This is a genomic window from Cellulomonas algicola (genome assembly GCF_003851725.1).
GTDB classification, from domain to species: domain Bacteria; phylum Actinomycetota; class Actinomycetes; order Actinomycetales; family Cellulomonadaceae; genus Cellulomonas; species Cellulomonas algicola.
In genome coordinates, this window is the sequence record NZ_BHYL01000086.1 from 1 (window position 1) to 22,788 (window position 22,788).

General features: G+C 73.7%; 18 protein-coding genes and 1 pseudogene. 12 read left to right on the forward strand and 7 right to left on the reverse strand.

Features of this window, described 5'->3' with window-relative positions:
- Positions 1-157 precede the first annotated feature (157 nt).
- Both secG and CTKZ_RS06490 read left to right on the forward strand, forming a co-directional pair.
- The gene (secG, locus tag CTKZ_RS06485; RefSeq protein ID WP_124342187.1) at positions 158-403 is read left to right on the forward strand and encodes a preprotein translocase subunit SecG; all 246 of its coding nucleotides are present in this window, start codon (positions 158-160) and stop codon (positions 401-403) included.
- 12 nt (positions 404-415) lie between these two features.
- Positions 416-778 carry an RNA polymerase-binding protein RbpA gene (locus CTKZ_RS06490; protein WP_124342188.1) on the forward strand — a complete coding sequence of 121 codons (363 nt, stop codon included), beginning with the start codon at positions 416-418 and terminating at the stop codon, positions 776-778.
- Positions 779-881: 103 nt separating this feature from the next.
- Here CTKZ_RS06490 and pgl read toward each other — a convergent pair whose 3' ends face one another.
- The 5 genes from pgl to tkt form a co-directional block, all read right to left on the reverse strand.
- Complete coding sequence (gene pgl / locus CTKZ_RS22675; protein WP_124342189.1) at positions 882-2,339, reverse strand: 6-phosphogluconolactonase; 1,458 nt, start codon at positions 2,337-2,339, stop codon at positions 882-884.
- Complete coding sequence (locus CTKZ_RS06500; protein ID WP_124342204.1) at positions 2,336-3,253, reverse strand: glucose-6-phosphate dehydrogenase assembly protein OpcA; 918 nt, start codon at positions 3,251-3,253, stop codon at positions 2,336-2,338. The genes pgl and CTKZ_RS06500 overlap by 4 nt, the downstream gene beginning before the upstream one ends.
- Positions 3,250-4,791, reverse strand: a complete 1,542-nt coding sequence (gene zwf, locus CTKZ_RS06505; RefSeq protein WP_124342190.1) for a glucose-6-phosphate dehydrogenase — start codon at positions 4,789-4,791, stop codon at positions 3,250-3,252. The genes CTKZ_RS06500 and zwf overlap by 4 nt, the downstream gene beginning before the upstream one ends.
- Positions 4,788-5,930: a transaldolase gene (gene tal / locus CTKZ_RS06510; RefSeq protein ID WP_124342191.1), complete on the reverse strand. Its 1,143-nt coding sequence runs from the start codon at positions 5,928-5,930 to the stop codon at positions 4,788-4,790. Before tal ends, zwf begins: the two co-directional genes overlap by 4 nt.
- Before the next feature lie 69 nt (positions 5,931-5,999).
- A complete protein-coding gene (gene tkt, locus CTKZ_RS06515) occupies positions 6,000-8,168 on the reverse strand; it encodes a transketolase (protein WP_124342192.1) in 2,169 nt (722 codons plus the stop codon).
- A 418-nt stretch (positions 8,169-8,586) separates the two neighbouring features.
- On the opposite strand from tkt, the gene CTKZ_RS06520 reads away from it, so the two are divergent.
- From CTKZ_RS06520 to der, 10 genes are all read left to right on the forward strand, one after another.
- Positions 8,587-9,501 carry a heme o synthase gene (locus CTKZ_RS06520; protein WP_124342193.1) on the forward strand — a complete coding sequence of 305 codons (915 nt, stop codon included), beginning with the start codon at positions 8,587-8,589 and terminating at the stop codon, positions 9,499-9,501.
- Positions 9,502-9,508: 7 nt separating this feature from the next.
- A complete protein-coding gene (locus tag CTKZ_RS06525; RefSeq protein ID WP_124342194.1) occupies positions 9,509-10,471 on the forward strand; it encodes a tyrosine recombinase in 963 nt (320 codons plus the stop codon).
- A gap of 73 nt (positions 10,472-10,544) precedes the next feature.
- Entirely contained in the window at positions 10,545-11,411 is an 867-nt protein-coding gene (locus CTKZ_RS06530; RefSeq protein WP_124342195.1) for a ParA family protein, read from the forward strand.
- Positions 11,395-12,360 carry a segregation and condensation protein A gene (locus tag CTKZ_RS06535; protein WP_124342196.1) on the forward strand — a complete coding sequence of 322 codons (966 nt, stop codon included), beginning with the start codon at positions 11,395-11,397 and terminating at the stop codon, positions 12,358-12,360. The genes CTKZ_RS06530 and CTKZ_RS06535 overlap by 17 nt, the downstream gene beginning before the upstream one ends.
- Positions 12,353-13,030, forward strand: coding sequence for an SMC-Scp complex subunit ScpB (gene scpB / locus CTKZ_RS06540; protein ID WP_124342197.1), 678 nt, complete (start codon positions 12,353-12,355; stop codon positions 13,028-13,030). The genes CTKZ_RS06535 and scpB overlap by 8 nt, the downstream gene beginning before the upstream one ends.
- A 206-nt stretch (positions 13,031-13,236) precedes the next feature.
- The gene (locus tag CTKZ_RS06545; protein WP_124342198.1) at positions 13,237-13,983 is read left to right on the forward strand and encodes a pseudouridine synthase; all 747 of its coding nucleotides are present in this window, start codon (positions 13,237-13,239) and stop codon (positions 13,981-13,983) included.
- The gene (locus tag CTKZ_RS06550) at positions 13,980-15,089 is read left to right on the forward strand and encodes a prephenate dehydrogenase (protein WP_124342199.1); all 1,110 of its coding nucleotides are present in this window, start codon (positions 13,980-13,982) and stop codon (positions 15,087-15,089) included. The genes CTKZ_RS06545 and CTKZ_RS06550 overlap by 4 nt, the downstream gene beginning before the upstream one ends.
- Positions 15,071-15,799, forward strand: a complete 729-nt coding sequence (gene cmk, locus CTKZ_RS06555) for a (d)CMP kinase (RefSeq protein WP_124342200.1) — start codon at positions 15,071-15,073, stop codon at positions 15,797-15,799. Before CTKZ_RS06550 ends, cmk begins: the two co-directional genes overlap by 19 nt.
- Positions 15,796-16,479: a lysophospholipid acyltransferase family protein gene (locus CTKZ_RS06560; RefSeq protein WP_124342201.1), complete on the forward strand. Its 684-nt coding sequence runs from the start codon at positions 15,796-15,798 to the stop codon at positions 16,477-16,479. The genes cmk and CTKZ_RS06560 overlap by 4 nt, the downstream gene beginning before the upstream one ends.
- A 59-nt stretch (positions 16,480-16,538) precedes the next feature.
- Positions 16,539-18,044, forward strand: a complete 1,506-nt coding sequence (gene der, locus CTKZ_RS06565) for a ribosome biogenesis GTPase Der (protein ID WP_124342202.1) — start codon at positions 16,539-16,541, stop codon at positions 18,042-18,044.
- 308 nt (positions 18,045-18,352) lie between these two features.
- On the opposite strand, the pseudogene CTKZ_RS06570 reads toward der, so the two are convergent.
- Positions 18,353-20,029: pseudogene (locus CTKZ_RS06570) on the reverse strand (DUF4914 family protein); the annotation flags it as partial.
- 103 nt (positions 20,030-20,132) lie between these two features.
- Positions 20,133-22,788: HAD-IA family hydrolase (locus CTKZ_RS06575; protein WP_124342203.1), on the reverse strand; the 2,656-nt coding region annotated here is incomplete at its 5' end.

A 22,788-nucleotide genomic window follows, 5' to 3' on the forward strand; every position in this document is an offset into this window, starting at 1 on the left:
GGCCCCGTGCACGCGCTCGACGCGGCACGGGGCCCCACGTCTGTGGGCGGTGGTGGCTTTTCCCGCCACGAGTCGCCTACCCTGTACCGCGGTCCACCGCAGCGTCGCCGCCATCCGGCCGGTCGACGCGCCCGTCCAGTGAGGAACCGACTCCGCCGTGAACGCCCTGCGCATCACCCTCCAGGTGCTGCTGGTCCTGTCCAGCATCCTGCTCATCCCGCTGGTGCTCCTGCACAAGGGCAAGGGCGGCGGCCTGTCCGACATGTTCGGCGGCGGCATCTCGAGCAGCGCCGGCAGCTCGGGCGTCGCGGAGCGCAACCTCAACCGGATCACCATCGGTGTGGCCCTGTTCTGGACCGTCGTGATCGTGCTGCTCGGCCTCATCGAGCGCACGGCGAGCTGAGAGGGGCTGGCGATGGCGAGCGGGAGCGCGATCAGGGGGTCGCGAGTCGGAGCCGGCCCGATGGGCGAGGCCGAGCGGGGTGACGCCGCACCGCGGATCTGGATCTCCTACTGGTGCGCGAACGGCCACGAGACGCGGCCGAGCTTCGCGGAGGAGGCCGCCGAGGAGGCGCCCGCCACGTGGGACTGCCCGCGCTGCGGGTTCCCGGCCGGCCAGGACCAGGAGAACCCTCCGTCCCCCAGCAAGAACGAGCCGTACAAGACGCACCTCGCGTACGTGAAGGAGCGGCGGTCCGACGAGGACGGCGCCGCGATCCTCGACGAGGCGCTCGCCGCGCTCCGCGCCCGTCGCGGCGGCCGGACGACCGGCGCCTGACCGGACGACCGTTCCGCGCACGACGAAAGAGCCCTGCCGCTGAGCGGCGGGGCCCTTCGTCGTTCCCAGGATGCGCGTGGAGGGACGTCGCGCTCGTGAGGTGCTAACGCTCCGTGCGGCGCAGGAGGGCGAAGCCGTCGTACCCCTTGGAGCCGACCGTCTGGAGCACCGTGGCCTCCCAGCGCGCGTCCTGCGCGACGCTCGCGACGAACCGCTGCACGCCCTGCACGCGCTCGTCGGGGTGGTGCGGGTCGACGACCGCGCCGCCGCGCACGACGTTGTCCACGACGACGAGCGCCCCCGGCCGGACCAGACCGGCGACGCTGTCGACGTACGCGGCGAGCATCTGCTTGTCCGCGTCGACGAACACCAGGTCGAACGGCTCCACGCCGTCGGCCGCGAGGCGCTCGAGCGTCTCCGTCGCGGGCCCCACGAGCACGTCGATCCGGTCGTCGAGGCCGGCGCGCGCGAACGTCTCCGACGCCACCCGAGCGTGCTCGGGGGAGATCTCCAGCGTGACGACCCGGCCGCCCTCGGGGAGGGCTCGCGCGAGCCAGAGAGTGCTGTAGCCGCCGAGGGTGCCGAGCTCGAGGACGCGACGCGCGCTGACGGCCCGCGCCAACAGGTGCAGGAGCTTGCCCTGCAGCGCCGACACCGCGATGTCGGGCAGGCCGGCCTCACGCGCGCTGCGCCCCGCGTCGACCAGCGCGACGTCCTGCGGCGCGAGCTGCTCGAACCAGGTGTCGACGGCCGTCCACCGGGCCACGGGGTCGACGCCCTCGTCGCTTGCCGCGGCCGCCGCGGGGGCTCCGGGGGCCGCGTCCTGCGTCGCCGCGGTGTCCACGAGCCACAGCGTGCGCTCCGTGCCGAGCGCGCCCGACGCGGGCGTCTCGCGCACTGGCGCACCTGCGAGGGCGGAGGCGACGGCGGGCGCCTTCTCGGCACCCGCGGCGACGACCCAGACCTCGCGCGACGCGCGGATCGCGTCGAACGTGAGCGACACGCGCAGGGGCGGCGGCTTGGGGGAGTCGTGCACCGCGACCGTCGCGACCCCGGTCACGGACACGGTGTCGTGCCCGGGGAACAACGACGCGACGTGGCCGTCCGGCCCCATCCCGAACAGCGTGACGTCGAACCGCGGCGCGACCAGCCCGGGCGGCGCGTGCTCGGCGAGCGTGCGCGCGTAGGCCGCGGCGGACGCCTCGGGCGTCGGCACGTCGTCGGACAGCGCCGGCATGGGATGGACGTTCTCCGCCGGCAGGGCGTCGAGAGCGTCGAGCAGCGCCTCGCGTGCCTGCGTCTCGTTGCGGTCGGCGTCCCCGTCGGGGAGGAAGCGCTCGTCGCCCCACCACAGGTGCACGCCCGACCAGTCGACCGCGTCGCGCAGCGGGCTGTGCGCGACCGCCGCGAGCGACCTGATCCCGACCGTGCCGCCCGTGAGGACGACGTGGACGGGGGAGCGGTGCGACTGCAGGTCGAGCAGCCGGGTCAGCAGCCGTGCGGCGACGGCCTCCGCGAGGACCGTGGCGTCCGGGTGGACGACGACGTCGCGGCGGCTCACGCGTCGATCCTCGCGAGGCCCTTCTGCAGGACGTCGCCGTAGACCTCGTCCGGGTCGAGCCGGCGCAGCTCCTCCGCGAGGCACTCGCGCAGCTGGCGGATCGGCAGCGCGATCCGGTGCTCCGGCTGCTCGGGCTGGCGCAGCGCCGCCGTCTTGCCGTCGGGACGGTCGAGCACGATGTCACCCGACGCGCGCTCGAGCCGCACCTGCGTGATCGCGGGTGCGTCGGCGAGGCGCTCGACCTCGACCGGGCAGCGCAGCGACTCCGCGAGCCACGCGGCCATCAGGTCGACCGACGGGTGCGTGCTCTCGCCGGTGACGACGGCCTTGCGGACGGCCTCGAACGGCGGCTGGTCGAGCGTCGCGGCGATGAGCCCGCGCCACAGCGTCGCACGCGTCCACGCGAGGTCGGTGTCGCCCTCGGCGTAGACCTTCGAGAGCTTGCGCAGCTCCTTGCCCGGTCGTGCGCACTGCGACGAGTCGGTGATGCGGCGCTGCGCCATGCGGCCGAGCGGGTGCTCGGAGGGCACGTCGGGGATCTCGTACGGCCACCACGTGACGATCGGCGCGTCGGGCAGGAGGAGCGGCATGACGAGCGTGTCGAGGTGCCGGTCGATGGCCCCGGACGGGCGCAGGACGATGACCTCGCTCGCCCCCGCGTCACCGCCGAGGCGGATCTGCGCGTCCAGGCTCGACGTGCGGTCGTGCGTGTCCTTGGCGAGCACGATGACACGGCACGGGTGCTCGCGGCTCGCGTCGTTGGCCGCGTCGATCGCGTCCTCGGGGTCGTGCGTGCCCGCGTCGATGAGGAGCGTGAGCACGCGGCCGAGCGCGACGGCGCCGCCCTCGTCGCGTTCCTTGAGCAGGCGCTTGTTGATGTCGCGCGTGGTGGTGTCCGGCAGGTTGATGATCACGGTCGCCTCCACGCGCGTCCGTCACGCGCCATCATCTCGTCGGCCGACGCCGGCCCCCACGTGCCCGCCCGGTACTCGTCGGGCTTCCCGCCCTTCGAGGCCCAGTGGTCGATGATCGGGTCGAGGATCTTCCAGGACAGCTCGACCTCCTGGTGCTGCGGGAACAGCGGCGGGTCGCCGAGCAGGACGTCGAGGATGAGCCGCTCGTACGCCTCGGGGGAGGACTCGGTGAAGGCGTGCCCGTAGCCGAAGTCCATCGTGACGTCGCGGACCTCCATCGCGGTGCCCGGCACCTTGGCGCCGAACCGCAGCGTGACGCCCTCGTCGGGCTGCACGCGGATGACGAGCGCGTTGTTGCCCAGCTCGGACGTCGCGGTCGACTCGAACGGCAGGTGCGGCGCGCGCTTGAACACGACCGCGATCTCCGTGACGCGGCGGCCCAGGCGCTTGCCGGTCCGCAGGTAGAACGGGACGCCCGCCCAGCGGCGCGTGTCGATGTCGACGCGGATCGCGGCGTACGTCTCCGTCGTGGAGTTCGGGTTGAAACCCTCCTCCTCGGCGTAGCCGACGACCTTCTCGCCGCCCTGGTAGCCCGCGGTGTACTGGCCGCGCGCCGTGTGCTTGCCGATGTCCCGCGGGTTGCGCACGGCCGAGAGCACCTTGATCTTCTCGTTGCGCAGTCCCTCGGCGTCGAACGACACGGGCTCCTCCATCGCGGTGAGCGCGAGGAGCTGCAGCAGGTGGTTCTGGATGACGTCGCGCGCGGCGCCGATGCCGTCGTAGTAGCCGGCGCGGCCGCCGATGCCGATGTCCTCGGCCATCGTGATCTGGACGTGGTCGACGTAGTTGGCGTTCCAGATGGGCTCGAACAGCTGGTTCGCGAACCGCAGCGCGAGCAGGTTCTGGACCGTCTCCTTGCCGAGGTAGTGGTCGATCCGGAAGATGTCGTCCGGCCGGAACACGCTCGAGACGATGTCCTGCAGCTCGCGCGCGCTCGCCAGGTCGTGGCCGAACGGCTTCTCGATGACGACGCGTCGCCACGTGCCGTCCTTGGGCTGCGAGAGGCCCGAGCGCGCGAGCTGCTTGCAGACGACCGGGAACGAGCTCGGCGGGATCGACAGGTAGAACGCGTGGTTGCCGCCCGTGCCGCGGGACACGTCGAGCTCCTCGACGGTGTCGCTCAGCCGGTCGAACGCGTCGTCGTCGTCGAACGTGCCCTGCACGAAGCGGATGCCCTCGGACAGCTGACGCCACGTCGCCTCACGGAACGGCGTGCGCGCGTGCTCCTTGACGGAGTCGTGCACGATCTCCGCGAAGTCCTGCGTCGCCCAGTCCCGCCGGGCGAACCCGGTGAGGGCGAAGCCCGGGGGCAGCAGCCCCCGGTTCGTCAGGTCGTACACGGCGGGCATGAGCTTCTTGCGGGCGAGGTCGCCCGTCACGCCGAAGATGACGAGACCGGACGGGCCGGCGATGCGGGGGAGCCGCCGGTCGCGTGGGTCGCGCAGCGGGTTGTGGCCTGCGGCGATCTTCGCGCTCACCGGGCCTCACCGGCCGCGACCTGCGCCTGCGCCTCGGACAGGCCGGTACGCACGGTCGACAGCAGCTGCTCCCAGCTCGCCTCGAACTTCGACACGCCCTCCTCCTCGAGCTGGACGGTCACCTCGTCGAGGTCGACGCCCAGCTCGGCGAGCCGGTCGATGACCTCGGCGGACGCCGCACCCGTGCCCGTGACGGTGTCGTGCGCGTCGCCGCCGTGGTCCGCGACCGCGCGCAGCGTGGCCTCGGGCATGGTGTTGACGACGCCTGCGACGACGAGCTCGTCGACGTACAGCGTGTCGGGGTACGCCGTGTCCTTGACCCCGGTCGACGCCCACAGCGGTCGCTGCGGGTGCGCGCCGGCGGCCGCGAGGGACTGCCAGCGCTCACCGCCGGCGACCTCCTCGTAGACGCCGTACGCGAGCCGCGCGTTGGCGAGGGCGGCCTTGCCGCGCAGCTCCGCCGCCTCGGGCGTGCCGAGCTCGTCCAGCGTCGGGTCGATCGCCGCGTCGACGCGCGACACGAAGAACGACGCGACCGAGGCGATCGGCGCGAGGTCGTGCCCGTTCTCGCGCGCCTGCTCGAGGCCCGCGAGGAACGCGTCGAGCACGGCGCGGTAGCGGTCGAGGGAGAAGATCAGCGTCACGTTGACGCTGATCCCCTCCGCGAGGACAGCCGTGATGGCCGGCAGCCCCTCGACCGTCGCGGGGATCTTGATGAACACGTTGGGCCGGTCCACGGTCGACCAGAGCGCCTTCGCGGACGCGATGGTGCCCTCGGTGTCCCGGGCGAGCCGCGGGTCCACCTCGATCGACACGCGACCGTCGACGCCCGCGGTCCGGTCGTAGACCGGGCGCAGGACGTCGGCGGCCGCGCGCACGTCGTCCGTCGTGATGCGGAAGACCGCCTCGTCGAGGTCGACGCCTTCGGCGGCGAGCTCACGGAGCTGCTCGTCGTAGGCGTCGCCCTTCGACAGGGCCGACGCGAAGATCGTCGGGTTGGTCGTCACGCCCACCACGCCGAGGTCCTCGACGAGGTCGGCGAGGTCTCCGGTGCGGAGGCGCTCACGGGACAGGTCGTCCAGCCAGATCGCCACCCCCGCCTCCGTGAGTCGTGCGACCGGGGTGCTGCTCGGTGCCATCGTGCTTCCCCTTCTTCCCACTGACGGCCCCGGGTGCACGGGACCGGTCGTCCGGTCGGACCCGCGTGCTCAGGCCGGGAGGTCGCCCGTCCCGCTCTGCGTCGGCGCCGCAGAGGCGGCGGACGGGGCCGCGTCCCCGCGGGCCGCGGCGAGCGACTCGTGGGCGGCCGCGACGACCGCGTCGGCGGTGATCCCGAACTCCTCGTAGAGCTTCTCGAAGGCCGCGGAGGCGCCGTAGTGCTCGAGCGACACCGACCGGCCGGCGTCGCCGACGATCTTGTGCCACGACAGGGCGATGCCGGCCTCGACCGAGACGCGGGCGCGCACGGCGGACGGCAGGACCGACTCGCGGTAGGCCTCGTCCTGCTCGGCGAACCACTCGAGCGACGGCGCCGAGACGACGCGCGTCGGGACGCCCGCGGCCTCGAGGGTCTCGCGGGCCGCGACGGCGAGCTGCACCTCGGAGCCGGTGCCGATGAGGATGACCTCGGGCGAGCCGTTGCTCGCGTCGACGAGCACGTAGGCGCCGCGCGCGACGCCCTCCGCGCCGGCGAACCCGTCCTCGCCGCGGGGGAACGTCGGGACGTTCTGGCGCGTGAGGATGAGACCGACGGGACCGTCGGTGTACTCGAGGATCGCCTTCCAGGCCTGCGCGGTCTCGTTCGCGTCGGCCGGGCGCAGGACCGTCAGGCCGGGGATCGCGCGCAGCGCGGTCAGGTGCTCGACGGGCTGGTGCGTCGGGCCGTCCTCGCCGAGGCCGATCGAGTCGTGCGTCCACACGTAGACCGACGGCACGCCCATGAGCGAGGCGAGACGGACGGAACCGCGCATGTAGTCGGCGAACTGCAGGAACGTGCCGCCGTAGGGCCGCGTGAGGCCGTGCAGCGTGATGCCCGACAGGATCGCGCCCATGCCGTGCTCACGGATGCCGAAGTGCAGCGTGCGGCCGAACTCGTCGCCGCCGAACTCGTGCGTCGAGCGCTTCGCGGGGATGAAGGACGTCGCGCCCTTCATGGTCGTGTTGTTCGAGCCCGCGAGGTCGGCCGAGCCGCCCCACAGCTCGGGGAGCTCGGGGCCGATCGCCGAGAGCACCTCGCCGGACGCGGCACGCGTCGCGACCGCCTTGCCCGCGGGGAACGTCGGCAGCGCCTGCTCCCAGCCCTCGGGCAGGCGGCGCTCGACGAGCCGGTCGAGCAGCGCGGCGTTCTCGGGGTTGGCCTCGCGCCACGCGTCGAACGACGTCTGCCACTCGGCGCGGGTCGCGGCGGCGCGGTCGGCGAGCGAGCGCGTGTGGGCGATGACCTCGGGCTCGACGGGGAAGTTCACGTCCGCGTCGAAGCCCAGCAGCTCCTTGAGGCCGCGGACGGACTCGGTGCCGAGCTTGGAGCCGTGCGACGAGTGGTCGTTCGTCTTGTTCGGCGTGGGCCACGCGATGAGCGTGCGGATGCCGATGAACGACGGCTTGTCGGTCACGGCCTTGGCGGCCTCGATCGCGGCGTGGAGCGCGTCGACGTCCTCGCGGTACTCGCCGCCGGCGGTCCAGTCGACGAACTGCACGTGCCAGCCGTACGCCTCGTAGCGCGCCAGGACGTCCTCGGTGAACGCGATCTCGGTGTCGCCCTCGATCGAGATGTGGTTGTCGTCCCACAGCACGACGAGGTTGCCGAGCTCCTGCGTGCCCGCGATGGACGAGGCCTCGCTCGTCACGCCCTCCTGCAGGTCACCGTCGGACGCGATGACGTACGTGTAGTGGTCGAACGGGCTCGTGCCGGGCGCGGCGTCGGGGTCGAGCAGGTTGCGCTCGCGCCGCTGCGCCATCGCGAAGCCGACGGCCGAGGCGAGCCCCTGGCCGAGCGGGCCGGTCGTGATCTCGACGCCCGCGGTGTGCCGGTACTCGGGGTGACCCGGGGTCTTGGAGCCCCACGTGCGCAGCGCCTGGAGGTCCTCGATCTCGAGGCCGAACCCGCCGAGATAGAGCTGGATGTACTGCGTGAGGGCCGAGTGGCCCGCGGAGAGCACGAACCGGTCGCGACCCAGCCAGTGGGGGTCGGTCGGGTCGTGCCGGAGCACGTTCTGGTACAGCAGGTAGGCCGCGGGCGCGAGGCTGATCGCGGTCCCGGGGTGGCCGTTGCCGACCTTCTCGACGGCGTCCGCGGCCAGGACGCGCACCGTGTCCACGGCACGCAGGTCCAGGTCGGTCCAGCCGACAGTCTCCGCCAGGGGGGCCTTCGCGTTCACCGCACCTCATTCCCACCCGCACCGGCGGCCGGGTGTCGTCTCCGACGTACTGGTCGGGCACCCTCGACCGGGGTGCCGGCGGACCACGACACGACCCCGGGGGAGGCGGTCGTCGGTCCCTGCGCGTCGAGCCTATATCTCACCCGGCGTTCGGACGTCACCGTGCCCACGGCACGGGAAAGCGCCATCCCGGGTTGCCGCAGCGACCGATCTCACACCCCGACCCTGCCTGATCCAGCCGTCGCCGCCACCCGGGACGCACGACCAGGCCGTAGCATGGCAGCGCGACAAGCCCCCCGCCCGACCAGGAACGGAACCGCAGCGCGTGCGCCTCAGCAGTCCACTGTCAGTCGACGACGCCGGAGCGTCGGCCGCGGCGACCCCGCGCGCGCACCTGACGGCGGCGCCCGCACCGGCCGTGTCCACGACGCCCGCGACCCGCACCGCACGCGTCCGTCGTGTGCTCGGCGCGTACCTCGCGCTCACCAAGCCGCGCGTCATCGAGCTCCTGCTCGTCACCACGCTGCCGACCATGATCCTGGCGCAGGGCGGCTTCCCGAGCCTCGCCCTCGTGCTCGCCACGCTGGTGGGCGGCGCGGCCGCGGCCGGCTCGGCCAACGTCCTCAACTGCTACCTGGACCGCGACATCGACCAGGTGATGAACAGGACCAAGCGGCGTCCCACCGCGACGGGGGAGATCAGCCCGCGCGCCGCGCTGACGTTCGGTCTCGCGCTCGGCGTGGGGTCGCTCGCGTGGCTCTGGCTCGTCGTCAACCCCGCGTCCGCCTGGCTCACGGCCGGCGCGATCCTCATCTACGTGGTCGGCTACACGATGATCCTCAAGCGGCGAACGCCGCAGAACATCGTGTGGGGCGGCGCGGCCGGGTGCATGCCCGTGCTCATCGGCTGGTCCGCCGTCACCGGCGGGGTGTCGTGGACGCCGCTCGTGCTCTTCGGCGTCATCTTCTTCTGGACGCCGCCGCACTACTGGCCGCTGTCGATGAAGTTCCGGAACGACTACGCGGCCGCGGGCGTGCCGATGCTGCCCGTCGTCGCGAAGGACTCGAAGGTCGCGCGCGAGATGATCGCGTACACCCTCGCGATGATCGCGTGCACGCTGCTCCTCGTGCCCGTGGCCGGGATGACGTGGGTCTACGCGGTCGTCGCCACCGGGCTGGGCGCGTGGTTCCTGTGGTCGTGCATCACGCTGCTGCGCCGCGCGAACGACCCGGCCCGCGGCAAGCTGCGCGCGATGACCGTGTTCCACGGCTCCATCACCTACCTGACGCTGCTGTCCGTCGCGATCGCGGTGGACGTCTTCCTGCCGCTCTGAGCCCCCGGTGACGGACGACGCCCCGCCCGTACCGGCGAACGACCTGCGCACGTCGCTCGAGCGCTACCTGCGCCACCTGTCCGACCGCGGCCTGTCGGACAACACGCTCGAGGCCTACCGCCGCGACCTCGAGCGCTACGTGGGGTACCTCACGTCGGTCGGGCGGACCTCGCCGGCCGAGATCGTGGGCCCCGACGTCGAGGCGTTCGTCGACGCGGCGCGAGCCGGTGCCGACGGACGCCGGCCCCTGTCCGAGTCCTCGGCGGCCCGCCTGGTCGCCGCGGTCCGCGGCTGGCACCGGTTCCTCGCCCGCCACGGCGTGTCCGTCGACGACACGACGTGGTCGGTCCGCGCCCCCGCGCAGCCGCGGCGGCTGCCCAAGGCCATCTCGATCGAGGAGGTCGACCGACTCCTCGACGCCGCCGGGCAGGGTGACGGGCCGCTGCCCGCGCGCGACCGCGCGCTGCTCGAGCTGCTGTACTCGACGGGTGCCCGCATCTCGGAGGTCGTCGGCCTCGACCTGCGCGACGTCGACCGCACCGAGCGGCGCGCCGCGGTGCGCCTCGCGGCCGGCAACGCCAAGCAGCGGGTCGCACCGCTGGGGCGCCGGGCCGTGCGCGCGCTCGACGACTACCTCACGGACTCCCGGCCGCTGCTGACCGCGGGCAGCCCGGGCACCGACCGTCTCGCGCTGTTCCTCAACACGCGCGGCGCGCGCCTCAGCCGGCAGAGCGCGTGGGCGGTGCTGCGCAGCGCGGCGCACCGCGCGGGCCTCATCGACGCCGACGGCATCTCTCCGCACACGTTGCGTCACTCGTTCGCCACGCACATGCTCGCCCGCGGGGCCGACGTACGGGTCGTCCAGGAGCTGCTCGGGCACGCCTCGATCACGACCACGCAGCTCTACGCGACGTCGCAGGACGACGAGCTGCGCGAGGCGTACGCGGCCGCGCACCCGCACGCCCGGTGAGCGGCCGCCCGAATCGTGTCGGCACGGGCCGTCCTCCGGTGATCGACCGCTCCGCTCGGGTAGGTTGTCCCGCGTGGTGAGCCAGGAGACGACCGAACCGCAGCTCGACGCCGTCGGACGACCGCTGCCCCTCTTCCCGGAGCCGGCTCCGCTCGCGTCGCACGGTCCCGCCCGCGTCATCGCCATGTGCAACCAGAAGGGCGGCGTCGGCAAGACGACGACCACGATCAACCTCGCAGCCGCGCTGGCCGAGTACGGGCGCCGGGTCCTCGTCGTGGACTTCGACCCGCAGGGAGCGGCGTCGGTCGGCCTCGGCGTCAACCCGCACGAGCTCGACCGCACGGTCTACAACCTGCTGATGGAGCGCGACGCGCAGATCGCCGACGTCGTGCGTCCGACGGCCACCCCCGGGCTCGACCTGCTCCCGGCGAACATCGACCTGTCGGCGGCCGAGGTGCAGCTCGTCGGCGAGGTCGCGCGGGAGTCCGTGCTCGCACGCGTGCTGCGGCCCGTGCTCGACGACTACGACCTCGTGCTCGTCGACTGCCAGCCGTCGCTCGGGCTCCTGACCGTCAACGCGCTCACCGCGGCGCACGGCGTCGTCATCCCGCTCGAGTGCGAGTTCTTCGCGCTGCGCGGCGTCGCGCTGCTCATCGAGACGATCGAGAAGGTGCGCGACCGGCTGAACCCGCGCCTCGAGGTCGACGGCATCCTCGCGACGATGTACGACTCGCGCACGCTGCACGCCCGCGAGGTCGTCGCCCGCGTGCACGAGGCATTCGGCGACACGCTGCTGCACACGGTGATCGGCCGCACCGTCAAGTTCCCCGACGCGACCGTCGCCGCCGAGCCCATCACCACGTACGCCCCGTCGCACGCGGGTGCGGCGGCCTACCGGCAGCTCGCGCGTGAGCTCGTCGCCCGTGGCGACGCCGCCTGACGAGCGCGCGCTCCCGCCCGAGCAGTCGACCGCCGGCCCGGCGCCGGCGGGCGCGCACGGCTTCGAGGTCCACCTCGACAACTTCAGCGGGCCGTTCGACGTCCTGCTGGGGCTCATCGCGAAGCACAAGCTCGACATCACCGAGGTCGCGCTCGGGCGCGTGACCGACGAGTTCGTCGGCTACATCCGCAACCACGAGCGCGACTGGGACCTCAGCCAGGCGAGCGAGTTCCTCGTCGTCGCCGCGACGCTGCTGGACCTCAAGGCCGCACGCCTGCTCCCGAGCGCCGAGGTCGAGGACGCCGAGGACCTCGAGCTGCTCGAGGCGCGCGACCTGCTCTTCGCCCGGCTGCTGCAGTACCGCGCCTACAAGCAGGTCGCCGGGTACCTCGCGGAGCGGTTCGCGACCGAGGGTCGCCGGTTCCCGCGGACCGTGACGCTCGAGCCGCACCTGGCGGCGCTGCTGCCCGAGCTCGTCTGGCAGGTCGGGCCCGAGGAGCTCGCCCGCCTCGCGGCGCGTGCGCTCGCGCCGAAGCCGGGGCCGCCCGCGGTCGACATCAGCCACCTGCACGCGCCCGCGGTCAGCGTGCGCGAGCAGGCCGCCGTGCTCGTCGACCGGCTGCGGCACGCGGGCGCCGCGTCGTTCCGCTCGCTGACCGCCGACGCCGACGCGACCGTCGTGGTCGTCGCCCGGTTCCTCGCGCTGCTCGAGCTGTTCCGCGAGGGAGCCGTCGCGTTCGACCAGGTCGAGGCGCTCGGCGAGCTGACCGTGCGGTGGACGGGTGCGGCTGAGGGGGACGTGCAGGTGTCCGACGACTTCGACCAGCTCGACACGACCGGGGGAGCGGTGGCGCCGGAGGGGACCGTGCCCGACGGGGCCGTGCCCGACGACGACGTTCCGGGTCGCGAGGCTCGCACCCCGCTGACGATGGAGGTCCCGCATGACTGACGACCAGGCCGACCAGGACGTCCAGGTCGACGACGTCCAGGACGCCGCGGCGCCGGACGCGTCCGTGCCCGACGAGCTCGCGTTCGACGTCGAGGACCTGCCGGGCGGCGCGCTCGCGACGCTCGAGGCGGTGCTCATGGTCGCCGACGAGCCGATCCCGGCCGTGCGGCTCGCGTCCGTGCTCGCGCTGCCCGTCGCGGACGTCGAGGCGCTGCTCGCCGAGCTCGTCGCCGAGTACCGCGGGGAGCGCGGCGGCCGGCCGCGCGGGTTCGAGCTGCGACCCGTCGCGGACGGCTGGCGGATCTACTCGGCACCCGCGTACGCGGACGTCGTCGGACGCTTCGTCGTCGACGGGCAGACCGCGCGGCTCACGCAGGCGGCGCTCGAGACCCTGGCCGTGGTCGCGTACCGGCAGCCCGTGACGCGCGGCCAGGTGTCGGCGGTGCGCGGGGTCAACGTGGACGGCGTCGTGCGGACGCTCACGGCCCGCGGCCTCGTGGCCGAGGTCGGCACCGAGCCCACGACCGGCGCGGTCCTGTACGGGACCACGGGATACTTCCTGGAGCGCATGGGGGTGTCCAGCCTGGACGAGCTGCCCCCGCTCGCCCCCTACCTGCCGGACATCGACGCGCTGGAAGGCGTCGACCAGGCGATCGGAGAGACCAGATGAGCCCGCAGGAGCGGCGTGGCGGCACGCCCGGCAAGGCGTCCGGCGGACGCGGCGGCGGTGGCGGTACCGGCGGCGGCCGGCCGTCGCACGCCGGAGGGACCGGGAAGCCCGCACGGTCGGGCGGCGCGGGGCGCGGCGGTGCCGGTGGTCGCGCGACGCAGCGTCCGCAGCGACCGTCCCGTCCGCGTCCGGCGCGCGAGCCCGAGGTGACGATCGACGTCCACGACCCCGAGGGCGTGCGCCTGCAGAAGGTGCTCGCGTCGGCGGGCCTGGGGTCGCGACGCGCGTGCGAGGAGCTCATCGCGACCGGGCGGGTGACCGTCGACGGCGCGACGGTGCGGGAGCTCGGCGTGCGCGTCGACCCGGTGCGCGCGGTCATCCACGTCGACGGGCTGCGCGTGCAGCTCGACTCGTCGATCGTGACGCTCGCGCTCAACAAGCCCAAGGGCGTCGTGTCGACCATGCACGACCCGGAGGGGCGCCCGTCGATCGCGCAGTTCGTCGCGGACCGCAACGAGCGGCTGTTCCACGTCGGCCGGCTCGACGCGGAGACCGAGGGCCTGCTGCTGCTGACGAACGACGGCGAGCTCGCGAACCGGCTGTCGCACCCGTCGCACGGGGTCGCGAAGACGTACCTCGCACACGTCGAGGGGCGCGTCGCCGGGTCGCTGGCCGGGCGGCTCACGCGCGGGATCGAGCTCGAGGACGGCCTGGTCAAGGTCGACAAGTTCCAGGTGGTCCAGACGACGCCGCAGGCCAGCCTCGTGGAGCTCGTGCTGCACGAGGGCCGCAACCGCGTCGTGCGCCGACTCCTGGAGGAGGTGGGCCACCCCGTCACGCGGCTCGTGCGCACGCAGGTCGGTCCGATCCGGCTCGGGGACCTCAAGCCCGGCCGGACGCGGGTCCTGTCGAAGACGGAGGTCGGCTCGCTCATGACCCAGGTGGGTCTGTGAACGTCGCGACCGCAGGGCCGGTCCGGATCGTCGGGACGGGTCTGCTCGGGACGTCCGTCGGGCTCGGGCTCGCGACACGCGGGGTCGAGGTGCTGCTGCACGACCCGTCGCGGACCGCGGTCGCGCTGGCCCGCGACGTCGGCGCCGGCCGCCCCGCGTCGGCCGACGACCCCGAGCCGGCGCTCGTCGTCGTGGCAGCGCCGCCCGACGTGACGTCGGACGTCGTGCTCGCCGAGCTCGAGGCGCACCCCGGCGCGGTCGTGACGGACGTCGCGAGCGTCAAGGGCTACGTGCTGTCGGAGCTGCGCGCGTCGGGCGCGGACCTGTCGCGCTACGTCGGCTCGCACCCGATGGCGGGCCGGGAGCGTTCCGGTCCCGTCGCCGCCGTGCCGGACCTGTTCCTCGGACGCCCGTGGGTCATCGCGGACTCGGGCTCGTCGCGTCCGGACGCGCTGCTCGCGGTGCGGTCGCTCGCCGTCGACCTCGGCGCGGTGCCGGTGACGATGGACGCCGACGCGCACGACGCGGCGGTCGCGGCGGTGTCGCACGTGCCGCAGGTCGTGGCGAGCCTGGTCGCGTCGCGGCTGCGAGACGTCGACGAGGCGGCGCTCGGGCTCGCAGGGCAGGGCCTGCGCGACGTCACGCGGATCGCGGGTTCGGACCCGGCGCTCTGGACGTCGATCCTCGCCGCCAACGCGGCCGCGGTCCGCGACGTGCTCGTCGACCTGCGCACCGACCTGGACGGCGTCATCCACGCGCTCGGCGGTGCCGCCGCGGCGACGGGCCCGGAGGACGTCGCGCCCGGCGCGCTGTCGACGATCGCGCAGGCGATCGCGGACGGGAACGCGGGTGTGGCCCGCGTGCCCGGCAAGCACGGCGGCGTGCGCCGCGACTACTCGGTCGTGACGGTGCTCGTCCCGGACGCCCCCGGTGAGCTCGCCCGGCTGCTGACGGACGTCGGCGAGGCGGGCGTCAACCTGGAGGACCTGCACCTGGAGCACGCGGCGGGGCGTCCCGTCGGCATGGCGGCGATCTCGGTGCTGCCGAGCGCGGTCCCGCACCTCGAGGCGGAGCTCACGCTCCGCGGATGGAGACTGGTGAGTTGAGCACGATCCCGGCGCCCTTCGTGGTCGCGATCGACGGCCCGTCCGGGTCGGGGAAGTCGAGCGTGTCGCGTGCGGTCGCGCGCGCCCTCGGGCTCGCGTACGTCGACACGGGGGCGACCTACCGGGCCGCGACGTGGTGGTGCCTCGCGCAGGGCGTCCCGCTGACCGACACCGACGCGGTCGCCGCGGCGGTGCGGACCCTGCCGCTCGACCTCGGCGTCGACCCGGACGCGCCGACCGTCGTCGTCGACGGGACCGACGTCTCGGCGGACATCCGCGAGACCGCGATCTCGGCCGCGGTGAGCGCGGTCGCGACGAACCTGGAGGCCCGCGCCGAGCTGGGCCGCCGCCAGCGTGCGCTCATCGAGGCCGAGCGCGAGCCGGGCTCGTTCTCGGGCGGCCGCGGCGTCGTCGCGGAGGGGCGCGACATCACGACCGTGATCGCCCCCGACGCCGACGTGCGCGTGCTGCTGACGGCGAGCGAGGAGGCGCGGCTCGCCCGGCGCGCGCTCGACGTGCACGGGACGGCGGACGCGCAGGCGGTCGAGGCGACGCGCGACCAGGTGCTGCGGCGCGACGCGGACGACTCGACGGTCGTCCAGTTCCACACCGCGGCTGACGGGGTCGTGACGGTCGACTCGTCGCACCTGGACTTCGAGCAGACGGTCGAGGCGGTGCTCGCGGTCGTGACGGCCGCGTCCCGGGCGTGACCGAGCAGCGCCTGCCGTCGCCGGCCGGCCCGGCGTGGTCGCGCTGGATCGGCCGCTTCCTCGCGCGCGGGGTGTGGGCGGCGGACGTCGTCGGTGCCGACCGGGTGCCGCGGACGGGGCCCGTGCTGCTCGCGGCCAACCACACGGGCGTCGTCGACGGGCCGATCCTCATCGGCGTCGCGCCGCGGCCGACGCACATCCTCGTCAAGGAGGAGATGTTCCACGGGCCGGTCGGGCTGCTGCTGACCGCCGCGGGTCAGATCCCGGTGGACCGGCAGGGTGGCCGGGCGGCGCTCACGACCGCGCTCGGCGTGCTGCGCCGCGGCGGTGTCGTCGGCATCTTCCCCGAGGGCAACCGCGGCCGGGGCGACGCGACGAGCGCCCGGGCGGGGATCGCATGGCTCGCGCTCAACGGGCAGGCTCCCGTCGTGCCCGTGGCGATCCTGGGGACCCGGCGCACGGGGGAGTCCGTCGGGCACGTGCCGGGCTTCCGCCGCCACCTCGTCGTCGAGTTCGGCGAGCCCGTCGTCGTCGAGCGTTCCCCGGGCGTCTCCGGACGGGCCGCCCTCGTCGACGCCAACGAGGCGGTGCGGGTCGCGCTCTCGGACCTCGTGACCCGGGCGAGCGCCCGGTCGGGCCTCGTCCTGCCGACGGACGGCCCGGACAGCGAGGCCGTCTGACCGGCGACCCGCGCGTCCCGGGGTCACGGCTGCTCGCCCGACAGGGGAGAATGGTCGGCATGACGGACACCGACCCCGCCCTGGAGCTCCCCGACGAGGACGGCGACGCCCTGGAGCTTCCCGACGAGGCAGGCGACGCCGACCGTGAGCGCGCGCTGCGTGCCGGGCTCGCGGAGTACGCGCTGGAGGACGAGGACCTCGCGCTGATCGACGGGCTCGACGAGGACGAGGAGGGCGGTGCGGCGGCGACCGCGCTGCCGGTGCTCGCGGTCGTCGGGCGGCCGAACGTCGGCAAGTCGACGCTGGTGAACCGGATCATCGGCCGCCGTGAGGCGGTCGTGGAGGACCAGCCGGGCGTGACGCGCGACCGCGTGAGCTACCCGGCCGAGTGGGCCGGTCGCCGGTTCACGGTGGTCGACACCGGTGGCTGGGAGGTCGACGTCGCGGGCATCGAGGCGCGCGTCGCCCAGCAGGCCGAGGTCGCGATCGCGCTGGCCGACGCGGTGCTGTTCGTGGTCGACGCGACGGTCGGTGCGACGGACACGGACGAGCAGGTCGTGCGGCTGCTGCGGCGGGCGGGCAAGCCGGTCGTGCTGTGCGCGAACAAGGTCGACGGCCCGGCTGTCGAGGCGGACGCGGCGGCGCTGTGGGCGCTCGGGCTCGGCGAGCCGTACCCGGTCTCCGCGCTGCACGGGCGCGGCACGGGCGACCTCCTGGAGGCCGCCGTCGACGCGCTGCCGGAGGTGTCGGCGCACGCGAAGCCGCTCCCGGACGGTCCGCGCCGGGTCGCCCTCGTGGGCCGCCCGAACGTCGGCAAGTCGTCCCTGCTCAACAAGGTGCTCGGCACCGAGCGCGTCGTCGTGGACGCGACCGCGGGCACGACGCGCGACCCGGTCGACGAGCTGGTCCTGCTGAAGGGCGAGCCGTGGGTGTTCGTCGACACCGCGGGCATCCGCAGGCGGGTGCACCAGACGTCGGGCCCGGACTTCTACGCGTCGCTGCGCACGCAGGCGGCGATCGAGAAGGCCGAGGTCGCGGTCGTGCTCGTCGACGCGTCGTCGACGATGACGGAGCAGGACACGCGCGTGATCTCGCAGGTCGTCGACGCGGGTCGTGCGCTGGTCATCGCGTACAACAAGTGGGACCTGATGGACGAGGACCGTCGGCCGTTCCTCGAGCGGGAGATCGAGAAGGACCTCGTGCAGGTGCAGTGGGCGCCGCGGGTCAACATCTCGGCGCGCACGGGGTGGCACACCGACCGGCTGGTGCCGGCGCTCAAGCGGTCGCTCGAGTCGTGGGACACGCGCATCTCGACCGGTCGGCTCAACGCGTTCCTCGGTGAGCTCGTCGCGGCGCACCCGCACCCGCTGCGCGGGGGGAAGCAGCCGCGCATCCTGTTCGCGACGCAGGCGTCGACGCGTCCGCCGCGGTTCGTGATCTTCACGACGGGCTTCCTGGACCCGGGGTACCGCCGGTACATCGAGCGTCGTCTGCGCGAGACGTTCGGGTTCGAGGGGACGCCGATCTCGATCTCGGTGCGGGTGCGCGAGAAGCGCCGCCGCTGAGCAGCCGCATCACGCGAGAGGCCGGTCCCTGGACGTCGGGACCGGCCTCTCGCGTGTCGGGGCGCGGGCGCGTCAGTGCGCTGTGGGGGTGAGCGCCTCGTGCTCCTCGACGGTGCCGTCGGCGAGGACGGTCTCGATGATGCGGCGGCCCAGCGGGTCGAGGTCGGGCGTGAGGAACTGCGCGAGCTCGGACCGGAAGAACGCCGTGAGCACCGCGGCGCCCTGGTCGTAGGCCTCCTCGCCGACCTGGGACTCAGCTCGGGCGCGAGGTACGACGGGCGGATCGTCTGGCCGTCGATCCGCAGCTCGCGCGGCGTCCAGCCGAACAGCGGGCAGCGCGCGGGCTGGAGCGACTCACGCCGGATGCGGGACGTGCCGCGCCGGGCGAGGTACTCGCGCGTGAGCCACTCGGCGGCGAAACCGACGTGGTACGAGCCGATGTGCTGGTTGGGCGTGAGGACGTACCGCGTCCGGGGGGCGGCGACGATCTGGCGCAGCAGCAGGTTGGCGGCGCCGACCTTGGTGCCCGTCGAGAACGGCCAGTACGACCCGACGCCCTCGGCGACCAGCCCACCGTGCGCGAGCCGCTCGGTGTCCGCGGCTGACTCGCCGATGGACGGGTTCTTGTCGCCGCGCGGTGCGACGAGCCGCCACACCCACGCGAGCGACGGCGGGACGAGGTGCATGAGGCCCATGACGCCGTAGGTGGGTGCGTCGCGCGTGCACGCGGGCATGCGGACGCCGAAGGTGCGGACGTCGACGGGCTCGGCCTCGTCGACGACGTGCCGGAACTGCGAGCGCGCGACGACGACGCGCGGGTTGGGGCACCGTGTCCCGTTCGCGTCGAGCGTGTGCTCCCACGGCAGGAGGGTGGCGTCGGGGAGGCCGCGCATGTTGTAGAAGACGAGCGGCTGGTCGGGGTGGATGACGGCGCGCTCGAGCGTGGCGTCCTGGCCGTACTCGGTGAGGTTGTCGACGCGGACGAACCAGCCGGCCTCGGCGTCGGCGACGACGAGACGCCCGTCGGTGCCCTGGATCGCGGGGTGGCAGAGGGTCATGTCGTCGGTGACGGGCGCGAGGGCGGAGGACTCGGCGAGGGTGATCGTGTCGGTCGTGCCCGTGACGACGTTGGTGCCGAGCAGGATGCGGCCGTCGTCGAGGCGGCGGAACTCCTGGCACATCTCGGACTTGCCGCCGCCGGACGCGCCCTCGTGCATGACGACGGTCTCGTTCTCGTACGGCGTCGTGACGCGCACCGAGGACGCGTGCGCGGTGAGCCAGCCCTCCTGCTCGCCGATGTCGAGAAGCACGGAGAAGATGCCCTTCTTCGCCGACGGCCCGGGGTAGAGGTTGTAGGCGAACACCTCGTGCAGCGTGGTGGACCGGTCGTGCACGACGACCTGCCGGCCGTCGAAGTGCGTGTGCCGGAACGGGGGAGCGACGTACAGGATCGAGCGGGGGGTGAACGGCCCGAGCTCGTCGAACGTGACCCAGCCCTGCAGGTCGGCGAGCGTGAGGGCGAAGAACGCGGCGTTGGCCGGGACGATCGCGAGCGACGGGTACCCGTGCACCGGGCCGCCGGCGCGGAAGGGGAGCACGACGAGGCGCTGCCCGGCGAGCCAGTCGAGGGTCTCGGTCTTCACGGGCGCGAAGTCGGCGCCGTAGACGTCGCGGTAGCGCGGCTTGTCGGTGGGCAGGTCGTCGGCGATCCGCATGCAGTCGGGGTCGCGGCGGCGCAGGTAGTCCTCGGGGTAGTTGATCGCGAGCCCGTTGGCGCAGCGGACGACGTCCGCCTCCTTCACGGGCTCGCCGTGGACGTCGTAGACGACGTCGAACCGCGGGCCGCCGTCGGGTCCGAGGGCGAGCGCGTAGAGCTCGTCGCGCGTCGCGGGGACGATCACGTCGGCCGCGTCGAGGACGTCGCGCACGGCGGCCGGGAGGCCGAGCGTCCGCAGGGCGTCAGGGGTCGTGACGTCGACTGTCATGGGAGCTCCCGTCCGTGCGCGTCTGCGGGACGCATTGCCCGCTCTTGACGCCGAGACTAGGAACGGTGGAGAAACCGCAGTAGGACCTTTGGTCCTGCCGGCATCACCGGTCGCGCGTGTGGTACTCCCCGGGGAAGGTCACGGGCTCGCCGGGCTTCGCGGTGAACGGCGTTCCGCGGTGCTGCCCGCTCACCGGCCCGCCGCTGCGCACGGTGTAGGTCACGAGGTCCTCGCACACGTCGACCTCGAGCACGGACCCGCGGATCTGCAGCGGGAACCGCATGCGGCGCGCGCGCGTCGGGAGCATCGGCGCGAACTGCGTGCCGCGCCACCGGTAGCCCGCGAACCCCTGCACGAGCGCCATCCACATGCCGCCCGCGGACGCCGCGTGCACGCCGTCACGCAGGTTCCCTGCCCGGTCCGTGAGGTCGATCGACGCCGCGTCGACCAGGTACTCCTCAGCCGTCCGGAACTTGCCCACGTCGGCCGCCGCGATCGCCTGCATGCACTCGGACAGCGACGAGTCGCCCGTCGTCAGCGGGTCGTAGTACTCGAAGATCCGGCGGCGCTCGGCAGGCGTGAAGCGCTCCGGGAGCATGACGGTCGCGAGCACCACGTCGGCCTGCTTGATCACCTGGTGGCGGTAGATGACGAGCGGGTGGAAGTGCAGCAGCAGCGGGTACATCTCCGGCGAGGTGCCTGCGAAGTCCCAGCGCCTCAGCCGGGTGAACGCGTCGTCCTGGAGGTGCACGCCCGCGGTCTCGTCGAACGGCACGTACATCAGCTCGGCCGCCCGCCGCCACGTCGCGACCTCGCTGTCCAGCAGCCGCAGCCCTTCGACGAGCGCCGCGTGCTCCTTCGGGTGCTCGCGCGCCATCCAGTCGAGCGTGTCGGCGGCCGCGCGCAGGTTCTCCGCGGCCATGAGGTTCGTGTAGAGGTTGTTGTCGACGACGGTCGAGTACTCGTCCGGCCCGGTGACCCTGAGGATGACGAACCGGCCGTCGTGCCGGTCCGAGAAGAAGCCGAGCCCGGCCCACATACGCGCGGTCTCGACCAGCAGCTCCGCACCGTGCTGGACCATGAGGTCGGTGTCACCGGTGACGGTCACGTACTGCTCGAGCGCGTAGGCCACGTCCGCGTCGATGTGGTACTGCGCGGTCCCCGCTGCGTAGTAGGCCGACGCCTCCTGCCCGTTGATCGTGCGCCACGGGAAGAGGGCTCCGTCGCACCCGACCTCCCGGGCCCGGGCCCGCGCCGCGGGCAGCATCCGCACGCGGTGCATGAGCAGGCTCCGCGCGACGCGCGGCGAGGTGTGGATGAGGAACGGCAGCAGGTACGCCTCGGTGTCCCAGAAGTAGTGCCCCTCGTACCCGGTCCCCGTGAGGCCCTTCGACGGCACGCCGTGGCCCTCGCTGCGCCACGTCGCCTGCAGCAGCGTGAACTGGCTGAAGTGCACGGCCTGCTGACCCGCCGACGTGCCGGGCAGCTCGACCTCGCTGCGCTCCCAGAACAGGTCGGCCTCGCGCTGGTGCGCCGCGCGGACCGCGGCGTACCCGGCGTCACGGGCGCGGTGGATCGTCATGCCGGCGCGGTTGAGCAGCTCGCCCGCGTCCTCGTCGCCGTGGTGGTAGGCGAGCCACTTCGTGACGCCGACGGGGACGCCGACCTGCGTCTCGACGTCGAACACGACGCGCGCGCGGGAGGGCTCGACGCGGGTGCCGACGTGGGTGACGCCGCCGTCGACCTCGTGGTCCATCGCGGCGGCGACGGTGAGGCCCGACCGGGTGGTGGAGTACGCGCGCACGACGCGCAGGCCGTCGGTGCGGTCCTGACCGGGCTGCAGGGCCGCGGTGACCTGGCGGGACTGGCGCGGGTCGAGCGTGACGTCCTCGCCGACGGCGTCGGTCGGGGCGACGAGCTCCGAGGACAGGACGACGCGGCCGGGCGCGTCGAGCGCGGTGATCTCGTAGCGCAGGACGGCGAGGTGCCGCTGGGCGAGCGACACGAGGCGTTCGCTGTGCAGGCGGAACCGCCGCCCGTCGGAGAGCTGCAGGACGACCGTGCGGGTGAGGACCGCGTGCCGCATGTCGAGCGTGCGCTCGAAGTGGCGGACCTCCGCGTTCTCGCACGTCACGGGCTCCTCGTCGACGAGCAGCCGCAGCGCGGTGCCGTCGGGCACGGGCAGGATCGTCTGGCCCGTCGTCGCGAACCCGTGCGCCGCCTCCGGGTAGACGATCGGCCACGTCTCGTGGAACCCGTTGAGCAGCGTCGCGGGGGAGCGTGCGGGAGCGCCCTCCTCGAACGCGCCGCGGATCCCGAGGTAGCCGTTCGACAGCGCGAACAGCGTCTCGGTCTGCTCGGTACGGTTGGGGGTGAACGCGTGCTCGACCATGCGCCACGGGTCGGGCGGGACGTCCGTCGACGTCGCGACGATGCGGCGGCCCGCGTCGCGCAGCCGGTGCACGCGCGGGCCCGAGCGGTGCACGTGCTCGTCGGGGTCGGCGAGCAGCTCCGCGAGGTCCTGCACGACGACGTCCGCGCCGTGCGCGGCGAGCGCCTCCGCGTGGTCGTCCCGGTCGACGCCGACGACGAGCCCGAAGCCGCCCGCGCGCCCGGCCGCGACCCCCGCGAGCGCGTCCTCGACGACGACGGCGCGGCGGGGGTCGACGCCGACGCGGCGTGCGCCTTCGAGGAACCCGTCGGGGGCCGGCTTGCCGGGGAGGCCGAGCTCGAGGATGGTCTCGCCGTCGACGCGCGCG